The sequence below is a fragment of the Tsuneonella amylolytica genome, from assembly GCF_003626915.1.
GTDB classification, from domain to species: Bacteria; Pseudomonadota; Alphaproteobacteria; order Sphingomonadales; family Sphingomonadaceae; genus Tsuneonella; species Tsuneonella amylolytica.
Genome location: NZ_CP032570.1, coordinates 2,434,875 through 2,460,076 on the forward strand (window position 1 = coordinate 2,434,875; position 25,202 = coordinate 2,460,076).

At 68.9% G+C, this 25,202-nt stretch carries 23 protein-coding genes; 11 read left to right on the forward strand and 12 right to left on the reverse strand.

Annotation, left to right across the window (positions count from 1 at the left end; genetic code table 11):
• Window positions 1–27 precede the first annotated feature (27 nt).
• From D4766_RS11935 to tsaD, 5 genes are all read right to left on the reverse strand, one after another.
• Window positions 28–387 carry a response regulator gene (locus D4766_RS11935; protein ID WP_120717648.1) on the reverse strand — a complete coding sequence of 120 codons (360 nt, stop codon included), beginning with the start codon at window positions 385–387 and terminating at the stop codon, window positions 28–30.
• 89 nt (window positions 388–476) lie between these two features.
• Complete coding sequence (locus tag D4766_RS11940) at window positions 477–1,001, reverse strand: helix-hairpin-helix domain-containing protein (RefSeq protein ID WP_120717649.1); 525 nt, start codon at window positions 999–1,001, stop codon at window positions 477–479.
• Window positions 998–2,551, reverse strand: a complete 1,554-nt coding sequence (locus tag D4766_RS11945) for a lipopolysaccharide biosynthesis protein (protein WP_407701495.1) — start codon at window positions 2,549–2,551, stop codon at window positions 998–1,000. Before D4766_RS11945 ends, D4766_RS11940 begins: the two co-directional genes overlap by 4 nt.
• Complete coding sequence (locus tag D4766_RS11950; protein WP_120717650.1) at window positions 2,548–3,543, reverse strand: NAD(P)H-dependent glycerol-3-phosphate dehydrogenase; 996 nt, start codon at window positions 3,541–3,543, stop codon at window positions 2,548–2,550. Before D4766_RS11950 ends, D4766_RS11945 begins: the two co-directional genes overlap by 4 nt.
• Window positions 3,540–4,577, reverse strand: coding sequence for a tRNA (adenosine(37)-N6)-threonylcarbamoyltransferase complex transferase subunit TsaD (tsaD, locus tag D4766_RS11955; RefSeq protein ID WP_120717651.1), 1,038 nt, complete (start codon window positions 4,575–4,577; stop codon window positions 3,540–3,542). The genes D4766_RS11950 and tsaD overlap by 4 nt, the downstream gene beginning before the upstream one ends.
• Before the next feature lie 46 nt (window positions 4,578–4,623).
• Here tsaD and hemC point away from each other — a divergent pair, with 46 nt between their 5' ends.
• Genes hemC through D4766_RS11970 form a run of 3 tightly spaced genes read left to right on the forward strand, consistent with a single transcriptional unit; the run spans window position 4,624 to window position 7,224 of the window.
• Entirely contained in the window at window positions 4,624–5,577 is a 954-nt protein-coding gene (gene hemC, locus D4766_RS11960; protein ID WP_120717652.1) for a hydroxymethylbilane synthase, read from the forward strand.
• On the forward strand, window positions 5,574–6,251 hold the full coding sequence (locus D4766_RS11965) for a uroporphyrinogen-III synthase (RefSeq protein WP_120717653.1): 678 nt from the start codon (window positions 5,574–5,576) through the stop codon (window positions 6,249–6,251). Before hemC ends, D4766_RS11965 begins: the two co-directional genes overlap by 4 nt.
• A 49-nt stretch (window positions 6,252–6,300) precedes the next feature.
• Window positions 6,301–7,224, forward strand: coding sequence for a hypothetical protein (locus D4766_RS11970; RefSeq protein WP_120717654.1), 924 nt, complete (start codon window positions 6,301–6,303; stop codon window positions 7,222–7,224).
• A gap of 15 nt (window positions 7,225–7,239) precedes the next feature.
• Here D4766_RS11970 and D4766_RS11975 read toward each other — a convergent pair whose 3' ends face one another.
• Both D4766_RS11975 and D4766_RS11980 read right to left on the reverse strand, forming a co-directional pair.
• Entirely contained in the window at window positions 7,240–8,469 is a 1,230-nt protein-coding gene (locus tag D4766_RS11975) for a UbiH/UbiF/VisC/COQ6 family ubiquinone biosynthesis hydroxylase (protein WP_407701516.1), read from the reverse strand.
• Window positions 8,466–10,145, reverse strand: a complete 1,680-nt coding sequence (locus tag D4766_RS11980; protein WP_120717656.1) for an alkaline phosphatase family protein — start codon at window positions 10,143–10,145, stop codon at window positions 8,466–8,468. Before D4766_RS11980 ends, D4766_RS11975 begins: the two co-directional genes overlap by 4 nt.
• A 114-nt stretch (window positions 10,146–10,259) precedes the next feature.
• Here D4766_RS11980 and D4766_RS11985 point away from each other — a divergent pair, with 114 nt between their 5' ends.
• Window positions 10,260–12,374, forward strand: coding sequence for a protein-disulfide reductase DsbD family protein (locus D4766_RS11985; RefSeq protein ID WP_120717657.1), 2,115 nt, complete (start codon window positions 10,260–10,262; stop codon window positions 12,372–12,374).
• Here the strand turns inward: D4766_RS11985 and D4766_RS11990 are convergent.
• From D4766_RS11990 to uvrB, 3 genes are read right to left on the reverse strand one after another with little or no spacing between them, the layout of a single operon-like run.
• Window positions 12,280–12,909: a hypothetical protein gene (locus D4766_RS11990; RefSeq protein ID WP_120717658.1), complete on the reverse strand. Its 630-nt coding sequence runs from the start codon at window positions 12,907–12,909 to the stop codon at window positions 12,280–12,282. The genes D4766_RS11985 and D4766_RS11990 overlap by 95 nt on opposite strands.
• The gene (locus D4766_RS11995) at window positions 12,906–14,402 is read right to left on the reverse strand and encodes a S10 family peptidase (RefSeq protein ID WP_120717659.1); all 1,497 of its coding nucleotides are present in this window, start codon (window positions 14,400–14,402) and stop codon (window positions 12,906–12,908) included. The genes D4766_RS11990 and D4766_RS11995 overlap by 4 nt, the downstream gene beginning before the upstream one ends.
• 59 nt (window positions 14,403–14,461) lie before the next feature.
• A complete protein-coding gene (gene uvrB / locus D4766_RS12000) occupies window positions 14,462–16,657 on the reverse strand; it encodes an excinuclease ABC subunit UvrB (RefSeq protein WP_120717660.1) in 2,196 nt (731 codons plus the stop codon).
• 98 nt (window positions 16,658–16,755) lie between these two features.
• Between uvrB and D4766_RS12005 the strand changes: the two genes are divergently transcribed.
• The 7 genes from D4766_RS12005 (at window position 16,756) to D4766_RS12035 (ending at window position 22,947) form a co-directional block, all read left to right on the forward strand.
• Window positions 16,756–17,310, forward strand: a complete 555-nt coding sequence (locus D4766_RS12005; RefSeq protein WP_162935760.1) for a DUF3617 domain-containing protein — start codon at window positions 16,756–16,758, stop codon at window positions 17,308–17,310.
• 67 nt (window positions 17,311–17,377) lie between these two features.
• Window positions 17,378–18,142: an esterase/lipase family protein gene (locus D4766_RS12010; RefSeq protein WP_120717662.1), complete on the forward strand. Its 765-nt coding sequence runs from the start codon at window positions 17,378–17,380 to the stop codon at window positions 18,140–18,142.
• A 52-nt stretch (window positions 18,143–18,194) separates the two neighbouring features.
• Window positions 18,195–19,622: a circularly permuted type 2 ATP-grasp protein gene (locus D4766_RS12015; RefSeq protein WP_120717663.1), complete on the forward strand. Its 1,428-nt coding sequence runs from the start codon at window positions 18,195–18,197 to the stop codon at window positions 19,620–19,622.
• 16 nt (window positions 19,623–19,638) lie between these two features.
• Complete coding sequence (locus D4766_RS12020) at window positions 19,639–20,583, forward strand: alpha-E domain-containing protein (RefSeq protein WP_120717664.1); 945 nt, start codon at window positions 19,639–19,641, stop codon at window positions 20,581–20,583.
• A gap of 16 nt (window positions 20,584–20,599) precedes the next feature.
• The gene (locus D4766_RS12025; RefSeq protein ID WP_120717665.1) at window positions 20,600–21,418 is read left to right on the forward strand and encodes a transglutaminase family protein; all 819 of its coding nucleotides are present in this window, start codon (window positions 20,600–20,602) and stop codon (window positions 21,416–21,418) included.
• Window positions 21,415–22,173, forward strand: coding sequence for a proteasome-type protease (locus tag D4766_RS12030; protein WP_120717666.1), 759 nt, complete (start codon window positions 21,415–21,417; stop codon window positions 22,171–22,173). Before D4766_RS12025 ends, D4766_RS12030 begins: the two co-directional genes overlap by 4 nt.
• Window positions 22,174–22,344: 171 nt before the next feature.
• Window positions 22,345–22,947 (forward strand): response regulator transcription factor, encoded by a 603-nt coding sequence (locus D4766_RS12035; protein WP_120717667.1) that lies wholly within the window; start codon window positions 22,345–22,347, stop codon window positions 22,945–22,947.
• 7 nt (window positions 22,948–22,954) lie between these two features.
• On the opposite strand, the gene D4766_RS12040 is transcribed toward D4766_RS12035, so the two are convergent.
• Both D4766_RS12040 and putP read right to left on the reverse strand, forming a co-directional pair.
• Window positions 22,955–23,620 carry an extensin family protein gene (locus D4766_RS12040; RefSeq protein ID WP_120717668.1) on the reverse strand — a complete coding sequence of 222 codons (666 nt, stop codon included), beginning with the start codon at window positions 23,618–23,620 and terminating at the stop codon, window positions 22,955–22,957.
• Window positions 23,621–23,655: 35 nt separating this feature from the next.
• Window positions 23,656–25,131, reverse strand: coding sequence for a sodium/proline symporter PutP (gene putP / locus D4766_RS12045; protein ID WP_120717669.1), 1,476 nt, complete (start codon window positions 25,129–25,131; stop codon window positions 23,656–23,658).
• Between the last annotated feature and the right edge of the window lie 71 nt (window positions 25,132–25,202).

Sequence of the window (25,202 nt, forward strand, 5' to 3'; positions counted from 1 at the left end):
GCAAGCGGCCCAAGTCGGGTGGCGGCGTCAGGCGGCGGCCAGGGCCTCGCGCATGGTTGCGATGATCTCGTTCGGCGGGCACGGCTTGGACAGCGCTCGCGCCTGCGGATAGCGGCCGCTGACCTCGCGCGGGGTCACCTCGCCCGAATGGAAGATCACCGGAACGTTCGCAGCGAAGAGCCTGTCGGCTAGCGGATAGACCACGCCGTCGTCCAGCCGGACGTCGAGAATCGCGAGGTCCGGACGGCGCCGCTCGAGCGATTCAAGGGCCGAACTTGCGGTGTCGTAGGGCCCTTCGACCTCGTAGCCGGCTTCCTCCACGGTGTCGCACAGGTCGACCCCGATGATGAGTTCGTCTTCGGCGACAAGGACGCATTGAAGGGACATGGGCGGCTCCGGTTCGATGGGCGGGGATATGCGATTAACCGAGACTAACCTCCGTCAGGCCATTCAGTTCCCGCTTGCCGGAATGTCCGTCATTGCGCGCCGAACTGCGCTTCGTAAGACGAGCGGTCACCTTCCTCGAGGAGGCGCGCCTGCTCCACCCAGCGATCCCGCCGGATGCGGCCCTGAAACCGGCCGAGCTGTCCGTCGATCCGGTCGATGTCGCTGTCGGTCCACGCCGCGATCTGGGCGAGAGAGGTCACGCCGAGTTCGTTGAGGGTCGTTGCAAGTTTCGGGCCCAAGCCCTTGATCTGAGTCAATTCCTGCGCTGTGTCCTGCCGTTCGCGCGCGCTTCCCGCCGCGGCCGCGACGGCAGCGCCGGCACCGCCGATGGCGCCGGGCACCGCAGGCACCACGACCGCCTCGCCGGCGACCGGTGCGGCATCGATCAGCGCCTGGTTGCGGGCGGCGGGGGCAGCCCCTTCATCCAGCGTGTCGCGGCGATCCACCGTCACCCGGGTCTTGCGGTTGGCGAGCAGGAACCACCAAAGCAGCGCCAGCGTGAGGACCGCGCCGATGACGACGTAGAGCCCATTGGTGGACAGGAAATCGTTCATGTCTTCAACTCCGTAGAGGAAATGTCTTCGACCGGGTCGAGGTTGCGGCGGAATAGCTTGCGGTCTTCGGGCCCGAAACCGTAGCGCCAGATCACGAAGCCGTAGGCGGCGAGGATGGCAGGGATGCCGAATGCCAGTTCCGCCCATTCCGGCAGACGCACCACCAGCCATCCGACCACGATCGCCGGGGCAGCCGCCCAGACCAGCGCCCAGCGCCAGTTGTTGATCGGCTGTCCGAGAATGCGCGCAAGCAACCGCGACTTCACCAGCGATGCCGCGCCCAATGCCAGCATCAGCGCGGCGGCGGCGCCTGCGGCCTTGTACGTCTCGGGAAGGCCCAGACGCTCGATACCGAGCATCGCCGCGATCGTCAGCGCCGCCTGCAGTGCGATCGTGGCGACCGAGATCGCGAGGTTGCGGACCCGCGCGACGTAGATCAGCGCCGCTTCCGATACCACCGCCGTGGCCGCCACGACCTCGGCCGCGAGGAGGAAGGCGAGCGCCCCCGTACCGCCCACGAAGTTCGGCCCGACGAGGCCCATGACCCCTTCGCCCGGAATGCCGAGCGCGAGCGCGATACCGGCCTGCGCGGCGGTGATCCAGAAGCCGACCTGGCATACCTGCTGCGCGATCGCGGCATAGTTCTTCGTGCGCAGGTTGCGGGTGATGACGGGGCCGAGGATCGGCTCGAAACTGGTCTTCAGTTTCTGCGGCAGCGAGGCGACCTGCTGCGCCACGTAGTAGACGCCGACCGCACTCGGCGCGGCGAACAGGCCGAGGATGAAGATATCGAGCCGCCGCGTGCCCCACTCGATTGCATCGGCAGTGGCGAGCGGCAGGGCGCGGGCGGTCAGCCGCGCCATCTCGCGCAGGCGGGGCCGCCACTGCCGCGGCAGGCCGTACGTCTTCAGGAATGACCACAGGCCCGTCGCCAGCCCCGCGTAGATCGACACGAGATAGGCCAGCGACAGCCCCGATCCCGGAATGACGAACCAGAACGCCAGCGCCGACAGCGACAGTGTCCACGGCAGCACGATCGAGCGGGCGCGCACGGTCGTCGCGATGTCGAAGCGATAGGCCTGCGCCGCCAGCACGATCTCGGTCAGCGCATAGGCCGGGATGGCCAGCACGATGAGCTTGTCGATGCGGGTGTACTCACCGCTCGGGAACATCGGCGCCGGGACCAGCCAGAAGAACGCCGCCACCACCAGCCCGCTGAGAGCGGCGACCAGCATCCCGTCGAACACGAGGTTGGCGGGCCGTGCGTCGGGATCCTCTGTCAGGCGCTGCGCGAGGCCGCGCTTCTCGCCCATCGAGCAGACCAGCCCGGCGATCTCCACCACCACCAGCGCCGAGGCGTAGCGGCCGAGTTCCGCCGCGCCGTAGAGCCGGCCGGCGATGAACAGGAACGGCAGCATGCCCGCCAGCCGGACCACGAAGCCGAGGAAGTTCTGCCGCCCGCCCTTGGCAAGGGCCGCGATGTCGTCGCGGTCTCCGCTGCCGGGTTCGGGTTCCGGCGCCGGCGGGGCGGCGCGTGCCGGGCCGCTCAAGCGTCGGTCTCGGCGGTCAGCGGGCGGGCGAGGAGGCCGGCCACGATCTCGCCGGCGGGCGCGCCGCCGAGCAGGCGATAGACCGCCGCGACGATGGGCATGGCGACCCCATGACGGGCGGCGAGTTCGGTCAGCACGGGCGCGGTATGCGCGCCTTCGGCCACGGTGCGCCGGTCGGCCATCAGCGTGGCCGCGTCTCCCCCTTCCCCGAGTGCCTTGCCGAGGCTGAAGTTGCGGCTGGCGGTGGAGGAACACGTCAGCACGAGGTCGCCGAGCCCGCACAGGCCCGCCAGCGTCTCGCGTTCCGCCCCCAGCGCCTCGCCGAAGCGCAGCATCTCGGCATAGCCGCGCGCGATCAGCGCGGCGCGGGCATTCTGGCCGAGGCCGAGCCCGTCGACCACGCCGCAGGCTATGGCGAGGACGTTCTTCACCGCGCCGCCGATCTCCGCCCCGGTGACGTCGTCGGAATAGTAGGGGCGGAACGCCGGGCGGGCGATCACGGGGTGCAAGCGTTCCCACTGTGCCTCGCCCCCGCCGCAGGCCAGCGTGACGGCGGTGGGAAGGCCGGCGGCGACCTCGTGCGCGAAAGTCGGGCCGGAGAGGACCGCGATCGCGCTGTCCTTCGCGGCATCGCGCGCGACGTGGTTCATCAGCCGCCCGGTGCCGGCCTCGATCCCCTTCGAACACAGCACGATATCGGCCGGATGCGCGGGCATCGCGCCGAGCACGGCGGCCAGATGCTGCGCCGGTGTGACGGCGAGGAGCACGTCCAGCCCCGCCATCTCGGCCAAGTCGCCGGTCGCGCGAATCGTGGGCGAGAGGGCGGCCGAGGGCAGGAACAGGCTGTTGGAGTGCCCGGTGTTGATCTCGGAAACGAGTTCGTCCTCGCGCGCCCAGATCAGCACGTTGCGTCCGTCGCTGGCGAGCATCTGCGCCAGCGCCGTACCCCACGCACCTGCACCCAGAACGCCGACGGTCCCGTTCCCGTTCATGCCTTGTAGCCCGCGCCGCGCACCGGTTCCGCGTGCGGGTCGAGCGGCCAGCGCGGCCGGGCGGCCATATCGAGCGGGGCGAATTCGGCGCCCGTGGCCAGCCGTTCCTGCCCGGCCCACGCGATCATCGCGGCGTTGTCGGTGCATAGCGCCGGGGGCGGCGCGGAGAACGCCATGCCGTGGCGCGCGGCAAACGCTTCGAGCGCCGCGCGCACCGCCGCGTTCGCCGCGACCCCGCCGGCCACTACCAGCGCGGGACAGGAGGGTCCGCTCTCGAGCGCGCGGTCGAGCCGGTCGATCACGCAGTCGATCGCCGCCTGCTGGAAGCTCGCGGCGATATCGGCGGCGGCGTACCGTCCGCTTTTGTGCGCGCGCAAGACCGCGCTCTTCAATCCGGCGAAGCTGAAATGCGGTTCCGCGCTGCTCTTCAGCGGGCGGGGCAGGGGCACGGCGACCGGATCGCCCGCGCGCGCCAGCCGCTCGACCGCCGGGCCGCCGGGGAACCCGAGGCCGAGGATCTTGGCGGTCTTGTCGTATGCCTCGCCGAGCGCGTCGTCGATCGTGGTCGCGAGACGGCGGAATTCCCCGACCCCCTCCACGCGCAGGATCTGGCAATGCCCGCCCGACACCAGCAGCAGCAGGTAGGGAAACCCGAGCGCGGGATCGGCCAGCCGGGGCGACAGCGCGTGCCCTTCCAGATGGTTGATCGCCAGCAGCGGCACGTTGGCCGCCATCGCCAGCGCCTTGGCGCTGACCAGCCCGACCATGACCCCGCCGATGAGGCCCGGCCCGGCGGTGGCGGCAATCGCGTCGAGGTCGGCAAGCGCCACGCCGGCATCGGTCAGCACCCCTTCGATCATCGGTGCGAGCCGTTCGGCATGGGCGCGCGCGGCGATTTCCGGCACCACCCCGCCATAGGGGGCGTGCGCCTCGTCCTGGCTCGCGATCCGCTGGGCAACGATCGTGCGGTCGTGCGCGACCAGCGCCGCCGCGGTTTCGTCGCAGCTCGATTCTATCCCGAGGACCAGTCCCATCGCGGGTTTTCCTTAGCCCTTTGCCCCGCTACGGCAAGCGTGCCGCATGTCCAGTACCGTCCAGCTCCGCCTCGGCACCCGCCGCTCCCCGCTCGCCATGGCGCAGGCCGAGGAGGCGCGCGCCCGCCTGTGCGCGGCGCATGGGTGGAGCCAGGAGCAGGTCGAACTGAAGCCGGTGACCGCCAGCGGCGACCGGGTGCAGGACCGCCCGCTGGCCGAGATCGGCGGCAAGGCGCTGTGGACCAAGGAACTCGACCAGTGGCTGGCCGAAGGGTGGATCGATGCCGCGGTCCATTCGCTGAAGGACGTGGAAACGGTCCGACCCGATTTCCTGTGCATTTCCGCCGTGCTGCCCCGCGCCGACGTGCGCGACGTGCTGCTCGGCGCGGCAAGCGTGAACGCCATTCCCGAAGGCGCGCGGGTAGGCACCAGCGCGCCGCGCCGCGCCGCGCAGATGCTGCATCGGCGGCCCGATCTCGAAATCGTCGGCTTTCGCGGCAACGTCGCCACCCGCATGGCCAAGCTGGCCGCGGGGGAAGCCGACGTGACTTTGCTGGCGGCGGCCGGGCTCGATCGGCTGGGCAAGACCGGCGTCGGCCATCCGCTGGAAGTCGACGACTGGCTGCCCGCCCCGGCACAGGGGGCGATCGGCATCGAATGCCGCAAGGGCGATGCCCGCGTGCGCGAGGCGCTGACCGCGATCGACCATGGCCCCAGCCGCGCAGAGGTGATGGCCGAACGGGCACTGCTGCGGGCGCTGGGCGGCAATTGCCACTCGCCGATCGCGGCGCACAGCCGCACGTCCGACGATACGATCGCGCTGCGCTGCGCGCTCTACAGCGGCGACGGGGCGGAGCGGGTGGAGGGCGCGATGACGCTGGCGGTTGGCGACACCGATGCGCCTGCACGGCTCGCCGCGGACCTGCTGGCACGGGCCACGCCGGGCATCGCTGCGCTATTCTCGCCGCCGAATTCACCCGATACCGTAATGGGCGGATGACCCGCCCGCTGGTGATCGTCCGGCCCGAACCGGGCTGTTCGGCCACCGTCGCCGCCGCCCGGGCTGCCGGTCTGGAGGCGATCGCCTCGCCGCTGTTCGAGATCGAGCCCGCCGGCTGGACGCCGCCCGATCCTGACCAGTTCGATGCGCTACTCGCCGGAAGCGCCAACGCGTTCCGGCACGTGAGCACGGGACTGTCGCGGCTTGCGGCACTGCCGGTTTACGCCGTCGGCGAGCGGACATCGGAGGCGGCGCGCGAGGCGGGCTTCACGGTGGCCCGGACCGGGAACGGCGACATGCAGGCGCTGGTCGACGCGCTTTCGCCGCCGCTCAGGCTGCTGCGGCTCGCGGGCGAGGTGCGGACCGAGATCGCAAGTCCTCCCGGCATCGAGGTCGCCGAGTGCGTCCTGTACCGCGCCGCACCGCGGGTATTGGCCGAAGAGGCGGCGCGTGCCCTTAGGGAGGGGGGCTGCGCCGCGCTCCATTCGGGGGAGGCCGCGCGCCGCTTCGCGCACGAATGCGACCGGCTGGACATACCTCGCACTGACGTCGCGCTCGTCGCCCTGTCGCCGCGTATCGCCGGGGCGGCGGGGGCGGGTTGGGGGGCCGTCCGCACGGCGCCCGAGGTGTCGGACGCGGCCCTGCTGGTCTTGGCCGCGCAGTTGTGCCAATGACGGCGACGGGATTGTGCCCGGTGGGCACGGGGTCGTAGAACGGAACCGAATGCAGGATTACTCGCCCGAAATTTCGGCGAAGGACCGGCGCGGCGCGTCGCCTTCGCTCAAGCCAGTGCTGATTGCCGTCCTGGCATCGTTCGCGCTGGGTGCCGCGGTGGTCGGATACTTCGCCTGGAACGGCTATTTCGCACCCGCTGCCGAGGCGCCCGCACAGCTGGCTTCCGAACCGACGTCGGCATCGTCGGCAATGCCCGCGCCGAGCCCCACCCCGAGCGCGAGCGAAGTCGCCCGTGCCGACGCCGCGGTGCAGCGGGTGGAGGAGACCCAGGGCGGGCTCGACCAGCGCATCGCCGCCGCCGAGCAGCGGATCGCCCGGCTAGATTTGCAGGCGCAGGCCGCCTCCGGTAATGCCGCGCGCGCCGAAGGGCTGCTGATCGCCTTCGCCACCCGCCGCGCCATCGAGCGCGGGGCGGAGCTGGGCTATCTCCGCGATCAGCTGCGCCTGCGGTTCGGCGATGCGCAGCCCAACTCGGTCCGCACCGTGCTGGATTTCGCGCGCAATCCGATCACCCTCGACGTGCTCGTCGCCCGGCTCGACGGGCTGGGGCCGCAATTGCGTGCCTCGGACAGCCGGCCCTCGCTCGCCACGCTGCGCCGCGAGATCGCGAGCCTGTTCGTGATCCGGCGCGAGACGACCCCGTCGCCGATGCCGACGCGCCGGTTGGAACGGGCACGATATTTCCTCGAAAGCGGCCGGGTGGACCGGGCGATCGGCGAAGTCGAGCAGCTGCCGGGTGCCGATGCCGCGCGCAGCTGGATCGCCGATGCCACCCGCTATGCCCGCGCGCAGGAAGCGCTCGACCTGATCGAGACCGCCGCCGTCAACGAACCGCGCCGCCTGCGCAACGGAGCGGGCGAGGCGATCGAACAGCTGTCGCCGGTGCAGGCCGCGGCCGACGGCGAGAGTTGAAGCCCGAAGGTCGGATCAGCCCGCGAGTAGTTCGGGGAGCTGCCCCGACACGCCGCGCGCCTCGTCCATGAACCACGTCTTGAGCGGAGCGGCACGCTGGACACCCGCCATGCCGAGGCGTCGCACCGCGCTCGCCGTCCTGCCGGGCACACCGAACAGGCGGGTGAGCCCATCGGTCGCCATCGCCACCATCATGCTGTCGAGCCCGCGCCAGCGTTCGTAGCGGGCCAGCACCTGCGCATCGCCCGGTTCGAGCCCGAGCCGCATCCCCTCCGCCATGCATTCGACCAGCGCGCCCACGTCGCGCAGGCCGAGATTGAGGCCCTGTCCCGCGATCGGGTGGATGCCGTGCGCCGCGTCGCCGACGAGGGTGAGGCGGTCCTCCACGATCCGCGCGGTGTGGTGGAAGCCCAGCGGAAACGAACTGCGCGGCCCGATGTCGCCGACCGCGCCGAACACGTCGCCCATGCGCTTCACCACTTCGGCATGAAATGCCCGGTCGCCGAGCTTGAGGACGCCGGCGGCATCCTTCTCGTCGACCGTCCACACGAGCGCGCTGCGGTGGCGGCCCTCGGCATCGTCGCGCATCGGCAGCAGCGCGAACGGGCCGGCGGGCCAGAAGATTTCCCACGCCACGCCGCCGTGCGGGCGTTCGTGCGACAGCCCGGCAACGATGGCCCGGTGGCCGTAGTCCCACTTGGCGATGCCGATGCCGGCCTCCTCGCGGGTTGGCGAGCGGCGCCCCTCGGCCGCGATCATCAGGTTGCCCGCCAGAATGCGTCCGTCCGCGAGCGTGACGGTCACGCCGTGCGGTCCGCGATGCCGGTTGGCGATTTCGGAATGGGGATGGAAGGCGATCAGGGGCTCGCCCTCCGCCGCCTCGTACAGCGCGAGGCGCAGGCGGCGGTTCTCGAACATCCGGCCGAGCGATCCCTCGTGCGGGTCGGGCTCGAAATCGATGCGCCCCGGCTTCAACTGGTCGCTGACCGCGATCTTCGCGATGGGACTGGCGAAGGGTTCGAGCGAGGGGTGGAGGCCGATGTTGCCGAACAGGTTCCAGCTGGCGGTCGAGATCGCGCTCGCCCGCCCGTCGAAGCCTTCGGCCACCAGATCGGCCGGATCGGCGCGGTCGACGACGTGGCTCGAGATGCCCTTCTTCGCCGCGGCGAGCGCGAGCGTCATGCCCACGAGCCCGCCGCCGAGGATCACGAGATCCCTGCGGTCCGTGTCGCCCGCCGCGCTCATGCCGGGCATGTGCTGGCCGCGCCGCCGTCGAGGTCGATGCAGCGGCCGTCCATCTCGTCCGCCGGGATCGGCAGGCCCAGCACCGCCATCAGCGTCGGCGCGATGTCCACCGTGCGCGCGGGCAGCGGCTGTTCGAAGTGGGTCAGCCCCTTGCGCCAGAACAGGATCGGCACGCGGCGGTCGTAATCCCACGGGCTGCCGTGGGTGGCGACATAGCCCGGGCCGGGACGCGGGATCGGCGTGATCATCGGCTGCAGCACTACGACGAGGTCGCCCGAACGGCCGGGCATGTAGGAGGCGCGCACCCGCTCGATCACCGACCATGCGCGCGGATCGCGGGCGGTGGGCAGCGGCGTGGCGGCCAGCTCCTCGCCGGTGAAGACGGCAGCGATATCGCCGCGCCCCGCGCGTTCGTGCAAGGCCGCCACGACCCGCGCGCGGTCCGCGGCGGGAAGGGCGGGGTCGAACCAGACGTCGCCCGATGCCGAACCTTCGGCGAAGATCGGCCCCGCGATGCCGAGCTCGGCCGTGAGAGCGGCGGCGAGCTTCGACGGCGTCCATTCCTCGCCCACGCGGTGCGCGTCGGGCTGTCCCTGCTCGCTCGCGCGCTCGGGCAGGTCGAGCCCGCCATGATCGGCGGTAAGCACGACTACGTAGTCGGTCCCCCGCGCATCGAGGAACTGGAAGAATTCACCCAGCATCGTGTCGAGCGCGGCGACCTGGATGCAGGTTTCCACGCCGTTGGTGCCGAAGGAGTGGCCGATGTAGTCGGTCGCCGACAGGCTGACCGACAGCACGTCGGGCACCGCATCCGCGCCGAGCTGGTGATTGTCGACCATCTTCTCCGCGAGTGCGATCGTCGCTTGGTCGAGCCGGGGGGAGCGCACCCAGCCATTGCCGTCGCCCGGCTGGAAGGCGAACTTGCCGTCGCCCACCGTCATGGAGCCGACCGGGATTGCGCGATCATGGCTGGTGCACCACGCAGGCACCTCGAACGGGCCGGCCCCTTGCGCCACCAACGCGGCGACCGCATCGCTCGCGGCCTGTGCGTCGGGCTCCATCGTTCGGCCGGCGAGGGTGGCGAAGCCGTTGCCCTGCCGCCAGTAGACCGCGTCGGTCGCGGTGCCGCCCATCATCAGCGCGCCGCGATCCTTGCCTGATACCGCGACGTTGCGGCTCGTGGGCCAAACTTTCTTTAGCCTTTCGCCCAAGGTCGGCACGAGCAGGTGGACGGGCGAGGCGGTGTAGCCTTTCTCGGGCCGGTTGCCCACGTCCTCGGCACAGTAGACATCGCCCAGCTTGCCGTCGGCACCCCTGGCCAGCCAGCTGTTGGCGATGATCCCGGTGCGCGCGGGGTTGGCGCCGGTCAGCAGGGTCGAGTGGCCCGGGCAGGTTTCGGTCGCGGCGTGCGCCTGGTAGCCGGACGGGAAGACCACGCCGCCCGTCAGCCGCGCGAGCCCGCCGGTGTAGTGATCGCGGTATTGTTCGAAGATGTCGGACGAGAACTGGTCGACCGAGATCGCGACGACGAGCCGCGGCGCGGTCGGCGAAACGGGCGCGGCGGCGGCCGCCTTCGCGCGCGGGGCGGCCGCCTTTTGCTTCGCCGCCACCGGCGATGCGCTCGCCATCAGGGCGGCGAGGGCGGCAGCGATCGGGGCGAGGTGGCTGAGGCGCATGGGCTTCCTTCGAACGAGGCGAGTCGCGCCGCTGGACGACGCGGGGGTGCCCCATTAGAGCGGCATTGACCGCGCGCGCAACGCCCGCGGTCGAGCCAGGGAGCCGCTTTGCCGATGATCGCCTGCCGACGCCTGCCGGTGCTGGTGTGCGTGCTGGCGTGCCTGATGCTGCTCGCCGCGATCGCGGCGGGCTCGCCCGCGGCGGCGCAGGGGCGCCCACCGCACATCGCCGCGCGGCTGGTGGCCGAAGGACCGGCGGTGCCCGGCCAGTCGCTGACGCTGGCCATCGCCTTCGACCCGGAGCCCGGCTGGCACGGATATTGGAGCAACCCGGGCGACGCCGGCTACGGCATGACGCTGGACTGGGACCTGCCCGCCGGATGGACCGCCGGCGCGCCGCAATATCCGGTTCCGCAAAAGCTCCTGATCGGCGGGCTGATGAACCACGTCTACGAAGGGCCGTACGCGGTGCTGGTCGACGTGGCGGTGCCCGCTGGCACCACCGTCGGCGGCGCGGAGCGAATCGCGGTCGATGCCAACTGGCTCGAATGCACAGACACGATCTGCGTGCCTGCGCAGGCGCGGCTGACGCTGGACATCCGGACGGCGCAGCGGCCCGAGGCGGCCTTCGACGGCTGGCGCCGGGCGATTCCCGCGCTGCTCGACCGCGAGGTCGATTATGCGATCGAGGGCAAGCGGTTGCGGATAGCGATTCCGCTGCCGGCTTCGTTCGACCTGCCCGATCCGCACGTGTTCGTAAGCTCTCGCGACGTCGTCGATTACGCCGCCCCCCAGGTCTTTCGCCGCGACGGCAACATGCTGGTGGCCGAAATCCCGCTCGGCGAAACCATCGCGCCGCCGGCCGAGTTCGGCGGCATCCTGTCGTTCGGCAACGGCAACGGGGTCCGCTTCACCGGAACGCCCGGAGCGGTGCCGGGCGGCGGGACGCTGATCCAGGCGGGCGGCGCGGCGGACACCGGCCCGCTGTGGCTGCTGCTTCTGGGCGCGCTGGCGGGCGGGCTGCTGCTCAACGTCATGCCCTGCGTGTTCCCGATCCTCAGCCTCAAGGCGCTGAGCCTCGCGAAGAGCGGCGAGAGCAATGCGCGGGCGCGCAGCGAGGGGCTGGCTTATACCGCGGGTGTCATGGCCGCGACGCTGGCGCTGGGTGCGCTGCTCTTGGCCCTGCGCGCAGCGGGCGAGCAGGTCGGCTGGGCGTTCCAGTTGCAGGAACCGGCGGTCGTCGTCGCGCTGCTCGTGCTGGCGACCACGATCACCGCCAATCTTGCCGGGCTGTTCGAACTGCCGAGCCTGTCGGTCAGCCGCGGGGGCAAGCCGATGGGATCCTTCGCGACCGGGTTGTTGGCCGCCTTCGTGGCGACGCCGTGCACGGGGCCGTTCATGGCCGCCGCGATGGGCGCGGCGCTGCTGCTGCCGTGGGCGCAGGCGTTGCTGCTTTTCGCGATGCTTGGGCTGGGGCTGGCGCTGCCGTTCCTGGCTCTCGGCTTCGTCCCGCCGCTGCGCCGGATGCTACCGAAGCCGGGCCCGTGGATGGAGCGGTTCCGCCGCGTGCTGGCGGTGCCGATGGGCCTGACCGCGCTGGCGCTGGTATGGCTGTCTTGGCGGTTGGGGGGACCGGTGTTTGCGTTCAGTGCGGCGGTGCTGGCGCTTGCCGTCGTCGGGATCGCAGCCGCGCGACGCGGCAATTTCAAACTGCCGGGCGGCAATGCCGCGATCGCCTCGCTGGGCATCGCGCTGCTGATGGCGGGGCTCGCCTACAAGAGCTTCGAGCCACCCCGTCAGGCGGCGGAGAGCGGGCTTATCGCCGCCCAGCCGTTCACCGAAGCGCGGCTTGCCGAAGCCCGTGCCTCGGGCAAGCCGGTGTTCGTCTGGTTCACCGCAGACTGGTGCCTGACCTGCAAGGTCAACGAAGCCGCCGCGATCGAGCGCGAGGCGACCAGGGATGCGTTCGAGAAGGCCGGCGTCGTCGCGCTGGTCGGCGACTGGACGCGGCGCGATCCGGCCATCACGCGCTTCCTCTCGGCGCGCGGGGCGGCCGGGGTGCCGCTTTACCTCTGGTACGCGCCGGGAGGTGAAGCGGAGGTCCTGCCGCAAGTGCTCACGCCCGACATGCTCGTCAGCCGGGCGGCGGCACCGGCGAAGGGGTCTGCGGCGCAGGAAGCTGCGGCGACGGTTCCACCAGCGGCTCCAGCGCGGACGGCTGCCCGCTAGCTTCGGGCGAATCGAGGCGGCGGCACCGCTCGATCAGTTCGCCGGGCTTGCCGCTGCCTTGCAGCACCAGCGTGCCCGCGCCGGGGATCGTCAGCTCCAGTTTGCGCGTACCGGTCAGCGCGTCGAGCCGGGGGTCGGCGGGGGTGTAGTGGCCCTGCCACAGCCAGCCCCGACCCGCGTCGTGCGCGTCGATCATCAGGCGTTCGACATGGCCGTTGCCGACCAGCGCCATCATCCCCTTGGCGTGCGGGTCGGTCCGGGCGAAACGGGTGACCGACAGCATTCGCTGCGGCCCGTCGCCCGTGCATTCGAGCGCCAGCAGCGGCGCCTGTCCCGGCTGGCCGAAGACGATCCGTTCCGGGCCGCCGCTGCCCGCCCAGATCGCGCCTTCGACCTGCGGCGACTGCATCATCACCGCGGGCCCTTCGGCCGCGCCGCCGAGCTCGATGCGCTCGACATAGCGGTCGCTCGCCGGGGGGCGGCAGGAGGCGAGTGCCGCCAGCGCGGCCGCCGTCAGGATCGCGGACCGTCTCACCGGGCGCGGATGAAGGCGCGCACGTCCTGCGACAGCTTGCGCCGGTCCTCGTCGCGGACGTACATCATGTGGCCCGCGTCGTAGTACTTGTACTCGATCCGGTCCTGCGGGAAGCCGGTGCGGCTGAGCGCGTATTCGGCGGCGAAGAACGGCGTCGCGAAATCGTACCACCCCTGGCCCACGAATATGCGCAGGTCCGAATTCTCGCGCATCGCCTTGCCGAGATAGGGCGCCACCGTGAGGTAGGCGTTGCTGTCCCGCCCGCCGGCGAGCTTCCAGTCCCACGGCCCGACGTTGCCGATGGTGACGTATCGCTGGTCGGTGACGTAGCCGATGTCGTCGCGCATCCACGCGTTGATCGCCGCGGCATAGCCGCCGTCGATGCCGTAGAAGCTGGGATCGTTGTCGGGCGTCTCGCCCGCGCTGTCGTAGTCCGTGCCGGTGTAGCGGCTGTCGAGCCTGCCGACGGTCAGCCCGCGGTCGCGCAGCAGTTCCTTGTAGAACCGCCCGCTGGTGACGCGCAGGTCCGCGCGCTCGAGATAGTCTGGCGACAGGCCGGTGAAGCGGGCAAGCTCGGGCAGGATCGCCGCGCGTTCGGCGGCGCTGGCGTTCTGGCCCTTCAGCAGGAACGAGGCGTAGGGGCCGATGGCGAACCGGCGGGCGTCCTCGACGAACTGGCTTACCGACGGCGCGGTCGCCTTGCCGTGATAGAGCGCAGTCGCCGCCATGCTGGGAAGCGTGGTGACGTAGCCGAGTTCCGCCCCTTCGGTCTCCGCCCCTGCGCCGAAATCGAGCACGGTGGAGATGAGGATCACGCCGTTCAGCGCGACGTCGTTGTATTCGCCTTCCAGTTCGTTGACGACCGCGGCGCTGCGGGTGGTGCCATAGCTTTCGCCGCCGAGGAACTTGGGGCTGTTCCATCGGCCGTTCTTGTCCAGCCATTGGCGGATCACCTGGGCGACCGATTTGGCGTCCTTGGTCACGCCCCAGTATTCGCTGCCCTTGGTATCGCCGATCGTATGGCTGAAGCCGGTGCCAACGGGATCGATGAAGACGAGGTCGGTGACGTCGAGCAGCGAGTCCGGGTTGTCGAGGATGGGATACGGCGGCCCGCCGTCGTCCTTTGCATCCGAGGGGATCGCGACCCGCTTGGGCCCGAACGCGCCCATTTGCAGCCAGACCGAGCCCGAACCCGGGCCGCCGTTGAACAGGAAGGTGACGGGCCGCGACGGATCACGCGGCTCGGCGATGTAGGCGGATGTGACGATCGCCGCCTTGGCCGCGCCGTCTTCGCCCTTCAGCACCTGTTCCTCGACCGTGGCGGTATAGCGGACGGTGCGGCCGCCGAACGTGCCGGTGAAGGTCTTGGCCGCGCTGTTGGGCACGTAGGCTTCGGGGGCTTCGGGCGCCGCCCTGGATTTGTCCTCGTCGGCGGCGGAGGCGGGCAGGGCCAGCGAGAGCGCGGCGACGGCCGCAAGCGTACGTGCGAACATGGCCGCGCTATGGCAGCGGCGGGGCGGGGCGGCAATCGGCTTGCCCGGTTACCGACAGCTTACGGCTTCCCGCCCATCCGCTTGTAGCGTGTCTTGCCGAAGCGGTCCTTGCGCGTGCCCGGCTTGCCTTCGTTGCTGCGGCCGACGATCGGCGCGCGCTTTTCGGCGTCGGGAATGCCGAGTTCGTCGCTCTCAAGACGCCGAATTTCATCACGCAGGCGACCCGCTTCCTCGAATTCGAGGTCGGCGGCGGCATTGCGCATCCGCTTTTCGAGATCCTGGATGTAGGCGCGCAGGTTGTGTCCGACGAGGTTGTTGCGCTCGGCATCGCCGGTCGAAACGGTCACCCCGTCCTGCGCCGCGGTGTGGGCGACGATGTCCTGGATGTTGCGGATGATCGTGGTTGGGGTGATGCCGTGCTCGGTGTTGTATTCTTCTTGCTTCGCCCGCCGCCGTTCGGTCTCGGCCATCGCGCGTTCCATGCTGCCGGTGATCCGATCGGCGTAGAGGATGACCTTGGAATCGACGTTGCGCGCGGCGCGGCCGATCGTCTGGATCAGCGAGGTTTCCGAGCGCAGGAAGCCCTCCTTGTCCGCGTCGAGAATGCACACCAGCCCGCACTCGGGAATGTCGAGCCCTTCGCGCAGCAGGTTGATGCCGATGAGCACGTCGTAGACGCCGAGCCGCAAGTCGCGGATCAGTTCGATGCGTTCCAGCGTCTCGACGTCGGAGTGCATGTAGCGCACGCGCACGCCCTGTTCGTGCATGAACTCGGTCAGGTCCTCCGCCATGCGCTTGGTCAGCGTGGTGACGAGGGTGCGGTAGCCCTTCTGCGCGGTCGCCTTGCACTCGGCGATGCAATCCTGGACCTGGTCCTCGACCGGGCGAATCTCGACCGGCGGGTCGATCAGGCCGGTCGGGCGGATGACCTGTTCGGCGAAGACGCCGCCGGTCTGGTTCATCTCCCAGTCGCCCGGAGTGGCGCTGACCGCGAAGGTTTGCGGGCGCATCGCGTCCCACTCGTTGAAGCGCAAGGGGCGGTTGTCGATGCAGCTCGGCAGTCGGAAGCCGTATTCGGCCAGCGTCATCTTGCGGCGGTGGTCCCCCTTGGCCATCGCGCCGATCTGCGGCACCGTCTGGTGGCTTTCGTCGACGAACAGCAGCGCGTTCTCGGGCAGGTATTCGAACAGAGTCGGCGGCGGTTCGCCCGGAAGGCGGCCGGTGAGGAAGCGGCTGTAATTCTCGATGCCGGCGCAGCTGCCGGTGGCGGCAATCATCTCGAGGTCGAAGTTGGTCCGCTGTTCCAGCCGCTGGGCCTCCAGCAGCCGGCCTTCGGCGTGCAGTTCCTTGAGCCGCTCCTCCAGCTCGAACTTGATGGCGGCGCTCGCCTGTTTCATCGTCGGGCCGGGCGTGACGTAGTGGCTGTTGGCGTAGACACGCACGCTGTTGAGGCTCGCGCCCTTCTGGCCGGTCAGCGGGTCGAACTCCGAAATCTCCTCGATCTCGTCGCCGAAGAAGCTCACCCGCCAGGCCATGTCCTCGTAGTGCGAGGGGAAGATCTCCAGGCTGTCGCCGCGCACGCGGAAGTTGCCGCGCTGGAAAGCGGCGTCGTTGCGCTTGTACTGCAGCGCGACGAGCTTGCGGATGATCTCGCGCTGGTCCTCGCTCGCGCCCTTCTTGAGGTCGAAGATCATCGCCGAGTATGTCTCGACCGAGCCGATGCCGTAGAGGCAGCTCACGCTCGCGACGATGATCACGTCGTCGCGTTCGAGCAGCGCGCGGGTGGCCGAATGGCGCATCCGGTCGATCGCCTCGTTCACCGAGCTTTCCTTCTCGATGTAGGTATCGCTGCGTGGCACGTAGGCTTCGGGCTGGTAGTAGTCGTAGTACGAAACGAAATACTCGACCGCGTTGTTCGGGAAGAAGCTCTTGAACTCGCCATAGAGCTGCGCGGCGAGGATCTTGTTGGGCGCGAGGACCAGCGCGGGGCGCTGCAGTTCCTCGATCACCTTGGCCATCGTGAAGGTCTTGCCGCTGCCGGTCACGCCGAGCAGCACCTGCGTCTGTTCACCGTCGCAGGCGCTGGCGGTCAGCTCGGCGATCGCGGTCGGCTGGTCGCCGCTGGGCGTGTATTCGCTCACCAGTTCGAACCGCTTGCCGCCCATCGATTTCTCGGGGCGCTGCGGCTTGTGGGGGACGAATTTGTCGGAGGTATCGGGCTCTTCGAGGCCACGACGGATGACGAGCTCGCTCATGCGGCGGATATGGGGAACGGATGCCGAACGGGCAAGGCGATTGGCGAGAGCGGCGCGAATTGCTAGCGAGGCCGCCAGCCAACCGGAGATACCCTGCCATGTCGAAGCCGCTCGCAGCCGTCGCTGCCGTCCTCGCGCCCCTGTTCGTTCTGGCCGCCTGTGGCAGCGAGAGCGAACCTCGTACCGCGGAAGAGGTCGTCGCCGAGGCGGGCAAGCTCGAGAAACCGCGGCCGGGGCAGTACGAAACGCAGGTCGAACTGCTCGAATTCTCGGTCCCGGGACTGCCGCCGAAGCAGGCCGAACAGCTGCGTTCGATGATGGGCAACGTGCAGGAAAAGGCGTCGTCCTACTGCCTGACCCAGGCCGAGGCGGACAAGGGCTTCGAGGACTCCATCCGCAAGATGACCGAAGGCACCGGCGGGATGAAGTGCGAGTTCGACAAGTTCGATGCCGGGGGCGGCAAGCTCGACGCCGCGCTGTCGTGCACCGGCGGTCAGGGGCTCAATTCGACGATCACGATCGACGGAACGACCGGGGCCGAGGCATCGACGATGAACGTGCGCATGGCGCAGAAGGCGCCGATGATACCCGGCGGCGAGGTGGTGATGCGGATGCGCATGGATTCCAAGCGCACGGGGGATTGCCCCGCCTGACGGGCAGCGCCGTGTGAAACCCCGGCGGACGACCTGCGTTCATGTGGAACCACTAGGCTCCCCGGACATGCAAACACTGGCTCCACGTTTCGACTACGCCGCGGCACGGCACGAACTGGCCCGCCGTATCGACTTGGCGCGCGAAGCCGGGCCGGACGATGTGGCAGGCCCACCAATCCGGCGGTTCATCGGCGAGTTGTCGGTCGTCGCCGAGCCCTTCCGCCGCGTTCTGCGAAAGCATCCGCAGGTGAAGGCCGCCCGGCCGCGCACCGTAATGTTGCTTCCGGGTTTCGCGACCCATCCCGTACGCATGCGCTACATGGCGCGGCGGCTGGAGGCGGCGGGGCACACCGTGAAACGCTGGGGCCTCGGCTTCAACTGGGGGCCGAGCGAGGACAACGTCGCGGTCCTCGAAGACCGCCTCGAAAGCCTCGCCGAGCGGCACGGCGGCCCGGTCCATCTCGTCGGCTGGAGTCTGGGCGGACTGTTCGCGCGGGAGATCGCCAAGCGCCGTCCGCACGCGGTGGCCAAGGTCGTGACGATGGGCTCGCCGTTCTCGTACAGTCCGCGGGCGAACAACGTCTGGCGGGCGTATCACTTCGTGACCGGGCATCGGGTGGAGGAGCCGCCGATGGAGATCGAGCTCGCCGGCAAGCCGCCGTGCGAGACGGTAGCGCTGTGGAGCCCGCGCGACGGGATCGTGCATCCGCGCGCCGCCAGCGGCCGCCCGGGGGAACGCGACCGCGCGGTGGCCCTGCGCTGCACGCATATGGGTTTCGCGTGGGACCCGCAGTCAATTTCGGCGGTGTTGCGGGAACTCGACAATTCCTGAATAGCTGTCCCCTGTGATGAACACGCCGACAGGGGGGGCAGCGAACAGGCCGATGACGGTCGATACCGAACCGTTCGACGAGATGCGCGACCCCGCCGGGGCCGTGCGTTCGGCCTATGCCGGATACGCAGGCTGGTACGACGAGCAGGACCAGAAATGGCTCCAGCGCAAGCACCAGGAAGCCGAAGGCGTGTTCCGCCGCACCGGCATCACCTTCAACGTGTACGGCGAGGATGCGGCAGAGGAGCGGCTGATCCCGTTCGACATGGTGCCGCGCATCGTCTCGGCCGCCGAGTGGCGCAAGCTCAGCCGCGGCATCGAACAGCGGGTCCGGGCGCTCAACGCGTTCATCCACGACCTCTACCACCGGCAGGAGATCATTCGCGCGGGGCGGGTGCCCGAACGCCTGTTCCGCGACAACGAGGCGTGGCTGTCGGACATGGTCGGGTTCACCCCGCCGGGCGGCGTCTACACCCACATCGTCGGCATCGACCTCGTCCGGACGGGACCCAACGACTTCTTCGTGCTGGAGGACAACGCCCGCACGCCCAGCGGCGTCTCGTACATGCTCGAGAACCGCGAGACGATGATGGCCATGTTCCCCGAACTGTTCACCCGCGTGGCGGTGGAGGCGGTTTCGGACTATCCGATGCGGCTCGCCCGCAGCCTTGCCGCCTGCGCGCCCGACAAGACGCAAGGCAAGCCGCGCGTCGCGGTGCTGACGCCGGGCATCTACAACAGCGCCTATTACGAACACGCCTTCCTCGCGGACCAGATGGGCGCCGAACTGGTCGAGAGCGCGGACCTGCGCGTCATTGGCGGCCGCGTGGCGATGCGCACGACCGGCGGGTACGAACCGATCGACGTGCTCTATCGCCGGGTCGACGACGAGTATCTCGACCCGCTGAGCTTCAATCCCGACAGCATGCTGGGCGTGCCGGGCATCATGGACGTTTATCGCAGCGGCGGGATCACGATCGCCAACGCGCCGGGCACGGGCATCGCCGACGACAAGGCAATCTATTCGTTCATGCCCGACATCGTGGAATTCTACACCGGCGAGAAGCCGCTGCTTCCCAATGTCGAAACCTGGCGCTGCGCCGATCCCGAGAGCCTGAAGTACGTGCTCGACAACCTCGCGGACCTCGTCGTCAAGGAAGTGCACGGATCGGGCGGCTACGGCATGCTGGTCGGCCCCGCCGCCAGCCGGCGCGAGCTTGCCGATTTCCGCCGCAAGCTGGAAGCGCGGCCCGACAACTACATCGCGCAGCCCACGCTTGCGCTGAGCACCTGTCCCGTCTTCGGGCGCAAGGGACTGACGCCGCGCCACGTCGACCTGCGCCCCTACGTGCTGGTCTCGCCCGACCGGGTGGAGATCACACCGGGTGGGCTGACGCGCGTCGCGCTGAAGAAGGGCAGCCTGGTGGTCAACTCGTCGCAGGGCGGGGGGACCAAGGATACCTGGGTGCTGAAGGACTGATGGCCGGGGATCGCACATGCTAGGGCGCACCGCCAACGGACTGTTCTGGATGTTCCGCTATCTGGAGCGGGCGGAAAATACCGCGCGCCTGCTCGACGCCGGATTCCGCATGGCGCTGACCCGCGACATCGTGAGTGCGGAGGAGGAATGGCGGTCGGTCATCCACGCCGCCGGGCAGAACCAGGCCTACCGCGCTAAGCACGGCACCTTCACCGGCATACAGGTGTGGAACCATATCCTGCGCGACAAGGACAACCAGGGCAGCGTGCTCGAGATGATGCGCTCGGTCCGCACCAATGCGCGGATGGTCCGCAACGCGATCTCGGGCGAACTGTGGACCGCGGTCAACGAAAGCTGGATGGAGCTCGACAAGGCGCTGTCGAGGCCGGTTACCCAGGGCACGGTCGGCGAGGTAATCGCGCTCGTCCGCCGGGCCGGGACGCTGGCGCACGGCGCGATGGTGGGCTCGATGCTGCGCGATTCCGGATACCATTTCGCCCGCGCCGGTACGCTGGTCGAGCGGGCGGACAACACCGCGCGCATCCTCGACATGAAGTATTACCTGCTGCTGCCGTCGCTGAGCTACGTCGGCACCGCAATGGACACGGGTCAGTGGGACCAAATCCTGCGTTCGATCTCGGGCGACCGGGCCTATCGCTGGCTCAACGGCGGGCAGAGCGATCCGCGCGGCATCGTGTCGTTTCTCGTCTCGGACGGCCGCTTCCCGCGCAGCCTCGCCTACAGCCACACGATGCTGCGCGACAATCTCGACGCGCTTGCCCGAATACACGGTCAGGACATGGAATCGAGCGCGCTGAGCGGCGCATCGGCCAAGATGCTGGCGGAACTCACGATCGAGCAGATCTTCGACCAGGGGCTGCACGAATTTCTCACTGGCTTCACCCGCGCCAACGCGGAAATCGCCCGCGCGATCGCCGACGACTACCGGTTCCTGCGGTGAGCGGGAGGGAGACCCCATGAGACTGGCGATCCGCCATACCACGAGCTACCGCTTCGCGGACCCGGTCAGCCACGCCTTGCAGCGCCTGCGGCTGACGCCGAAAACCACGCAGGGTCAGTCGATCATCTACTGGTCGATGGATTACACGAACGCGAAGGCGGAACTCGAGTTCGAGGACCAGCATCACAACACGGTGACGCTCATCTCGGTCGACGAGGGCGCGCGCGAGGTCACCGTCACCTGCCACGGCACGGTGGAGACGAGCGACCACGCCGGCATTATCGGTCGCCATGCCGGCCACCTGCCGCTGTGGAGCTTCCTGTCGCAGACGCCGCTCACCCGGCCCGGGCCGCGGATCAGGGCACTGGTGCGCGAACTCGACTTTTCCGACCAGCGTCGCCTCGAATTCCTCCATTCCCTGTCGTCGAAGATACGGGACGAGGTGCACTACGTGACCGGGCGCACCGGGGTCCGTACCACGGCCGAGGAAGCCACGGTCGCGCGCAACGGGGTCTGCCAGGATCACGCGCACATCTTCATCGGTGCCGCGCGCAGCGTCGGGGTGCCGGCACGGTATGTTTCGGGTTATCTCATGATGAACGACCGGATCGACCAGGAAGCGACCCACGCCTGGGCCGAGGCACACGTCGACGGGCTCGGCTGGGTCGGGTTCGACATATCCAACGGGATCAGTCCCGATCCCCGCTACGTGCGCGTCGCCACGGGCCGCGACTACCGCGATGCGGCACCGATCACCGGCATCAGCTACGGCGCGGCGACAGAGGATCTCCACGTCGATCTGGCGGTCGAACAGCAAAAGCAGGACCAGCAATGACTTATTGCGTGGGCATGGTGCTCGACAAGGGGCTCGTCCTCATGAGCGACACCCGCACGAACTCGGGCGTCGACAACATCTCGGTGTTCCGCAAGATGATGAGCTGGGAGGGGCCGGACCGCATCATCACCGTGATGACCGCGGGCAACCTTGCCACGACGCAGGCCGTCATCAGCCAGCTGGAAGAACGCACCAAGACGCCGGGCGAACGGCGCAACACCGTGTTCGACGCGCCGACGATGTTCCAGGTCGCGACCGAGATCGGCCGGCTGCTGCACGAGACGATCGACGACCGGCAGGTCGCCAACGGGGCAGACGGGCGCGGCCGCTTCACCGCCTCGATGATCGTGGCGGGCCAGATCAAGGGCATGGAACCGCGGCTGTTCCTGATCTATCCCGAAGGCAACTTCATCGAGGCGAGCTGGGACACCCCGTTCTTCCAGATCGGCGAGACCAAGTACGGCCGGCCGATCCTGATCCGCGCCTACGACCGAACGATGAGTTTCGAGGATGCGGTCAAGCTGCTTCTCGTGAGCTTCGATTCCACGCTCAAGGCGAATCTGTCGGTAGGCCTGCCGCTCGACCTCATGGTCATCGAACGCGACAAGTTCACTGCGACGCATCAGCGACGGATCACGCACGAGGACACGTATTATCAGGCCATATCGCAAGGGTGGGGCGAAGCGCTGAAAAACGCTTTCACCGAACTGCCCGATTATACTTTCTATAGCGGCGCATCATCCGAAAATTCTTAATTTACGTAAAAGACAATTTTGATTTGTTCATATTCATCGAGACGCATCCAGTACGGAGTTAGATGTATTGGGTTAACTTCGGGTCTATCCGAAGTTTTACCTAGGTATAAACATCCATTTCGGTGTTCGACCGCAATTGATCCAGTGCGATGCTGCGGCATCATAGGCGGCATGAGGGAACGCCACATCATCCATTTCGTCGACCCCGATGTCCGCTTTCGCGCCGAACTGGCCCGGACCGCGTTCACGATGGGTCATCACGCAGAAGTCTACGCCGATCTGGACGAACTGTGCGAACATCCGCCCCAGCGCGGCGTGGTTATAGTGCGGGACCGCGCCGGGAGCGACGCAGCGGAACTGCTGGACGTGCTGTCACGGGCCGGGATCTGGCTTCCGCTCGTACTGATGGACGACGCGCCGCGAACATCCGCCGTGGTCGCCGCGATCAAGGGCGGGGCGCTCGATTACCTTCCGCTGCCCCTGCGGCAGGACCGGCTCGAAGCCATCCTTGCGCGCATCGGAACCGAAGCGCAGGAGCACGCCGAGGCGCGCCGCCGCATGATCGAGGCGCGCAGCCGGATCGACAACCTGTCTCACCGGGAACGCGAGGTTCTCGACTGGCTGGCGCTCGGCAGCAGCAACAAGGCGATCGCCCGCGAGCTCGAAATCAGTCCCCGAACCGTGGAAATCCATCGGGCCAACATGATGACCAAGCTGGGCGCGCACCATGCCGCAGAGGCTGTGCGGCTGCGGATCGAGGCGCGACTGGGCTAGGAACGATCTATCGGCAGAAGCCGCTGCCGGTCGCTTCCAGATGGAAATGGTCGCGGTGCGCGGCGTTGTAGCCGGGGCCGAGGATCGTGCCGAAGCGTTTGCAGGCGCTGGCGTGGACCGTCCGCAGGAAACGCTGCTCGTCGAAACTGCCCTCGCTCCAGTCCCCGAGCACGCTCACGCGCCGTCCGTCGGCGAGGATGAAGGCAGAGACGTCCACCGCCTGCGCGGTCGCGTGGGCCGACAGGCGGCTGCTGCCCGCGACCGTGCGACACGAATAGCTCCCCATCGTCTCGATCCGCACGAGCGGGCTACCGAGCACCTCGCGCGCTGCGCGGTCGACGCCGAACCGGGCCCAGGCGGCCAGCGTATCTGCAAGCGGACACGATACGGGGCCGAGGTTGGTCACCTGGAAGCGCGCGTCGTCGCCCTGCAGCCCGGTCAGGCTGACCGTGCCGACATTGGCGCAGCCGGCCCCGAAATACCGATCGGGGAGCGGAGTGAACGACGCGTTGCGCGCGCCGAGCTCGCCCAGGCACACCCGCGTGTCGGGACTTGGTGCGAAGGCCCGCGGTGTCGCCTGGGCGACGGGGCGGGTGGGCGCGCGGCCGTCTGGCACCACCGATCCGCATGCGGCCAGCGCGAGCAGGACGAGGGGGGCAAGGCGGCGCAGCATGGCCGCACTCTCCGCCACCGATGGTTAACAGGGGCCTAAGCGGTCCGGACGGGTTCCGCGGGTACGCTATCGCGCCGGGTCGCCATGCTGACGGCGACGATCGCGATCCAGGCCGCGATGAACCCGGGAATGATCTCGTAGATACCTTCCCCGCCCATGAACGAGGCGTCCCAGCCGTTGGCGATCCACACGATCACGACCACCGCGCCGGTCACCAGGCCCGCAAGCGCGCCCGCGCCGGTCATCCTGCGCCAGGTGAGGGCGAGCAGGATCATCGGGCCGAACGCGGCGCCGAAACCGGCCCAAGCATGGGCGACGAGGTCGAGGACCTTGCTCTCGGGATCGGAGGCGATGACGATCGCGGCAAGCGCCACCAGCGCGACGCACACGCGCCCGACATTCACCGCCTCGCGCTCGCTTGCGCTCTTGCGGAGGAACAGGCGGTAGAAATCCTCCGTCAGCGAGGACGATGAGACGAGCAGTTGCGAACTGATCGTGCTCATGATCGCAGCCAGCAGCGCGGCATAGAGGAAGCCGGTGACGAGCGGATGGAACAGAAGGTTGGCGAGGAGCACGAAGATCGTTTCGGGATCGTCCAGAACCAGGCCGTTCCGGTCCACGTAGGCACGTCCCGCCAGACCCAGGCCGACCGCGCCGAGCAGGCAGACCGCCATCCACGTCATGCCGATGTTTCGCGCGGTCGCGACTTCGCGGACCGAGCGGATCGCCATGAACCGCACGATGATGTGCGGCTGTCCGAAATAGCCCAGTCCCCACGTCACCGCGCTGAGCCACCCGAGGGCGGTGACCCCTTGCGAGAAGCTCAGGAACCCGGGCTGCGCTACGGCGGCGATGCTCTGGCCCGAGCTTCCCCCTTCGCCGAACATCACCACCAGCGGCATGATGACGAGCGCGAGCAGCATGATTACGCCTTGCACGAAATCGGTGAGGCTGACCGCGAGGAAGCCGCCGATCATGGTGTAGGCCAGCACGACCAGCGCCGTGATCCAGATGCCGGTAATGTACCCGCCGCCGATCGCATCGGAGAACGCGCTCACGAACAGCTTGCCGCCACCGACCAGCCCCGCCGCGGTGTAGACGGTGAAGAACGCCACCACGATCACCGCGCTCGTCACCCGCAGCGCGACGGCATGGCTGGGAAATCGATTTGCGAGGAATTCGGGGATCGTAAGGGCGTTGCCCAGTTCCTCGGTCTGCTTGCGCAGGCGGGGTGCGACGACGATCCAGTTGACGAACGCACCGACGAACAGCCCGATGCCGATCCACGCTGCGCTCAGCCCGGTGAGATAGAGCGCCCCCGGCAGGCCGAGCAGCAGCCATCCTGACATGTCGCTGGCGCCCGCCGACAGCGCCGCGACCGCTGGCGACAGGCTCCGTCCCGCCAGGAGATAGCCCTCGCTGTCCGCCGTCGACTTGCGCCAGGCATATACGCCGATGGCAAGCATGAGAGCGAAATAAAGGACGAGGGAAACGAGGACGCCGGTCTGCATGGCGCGAGGTGTTAGCGCCGCGCGGAAAGGCTGGCTAGCCGCGGACCGGTTCGGCACTATGCCGACGCGAG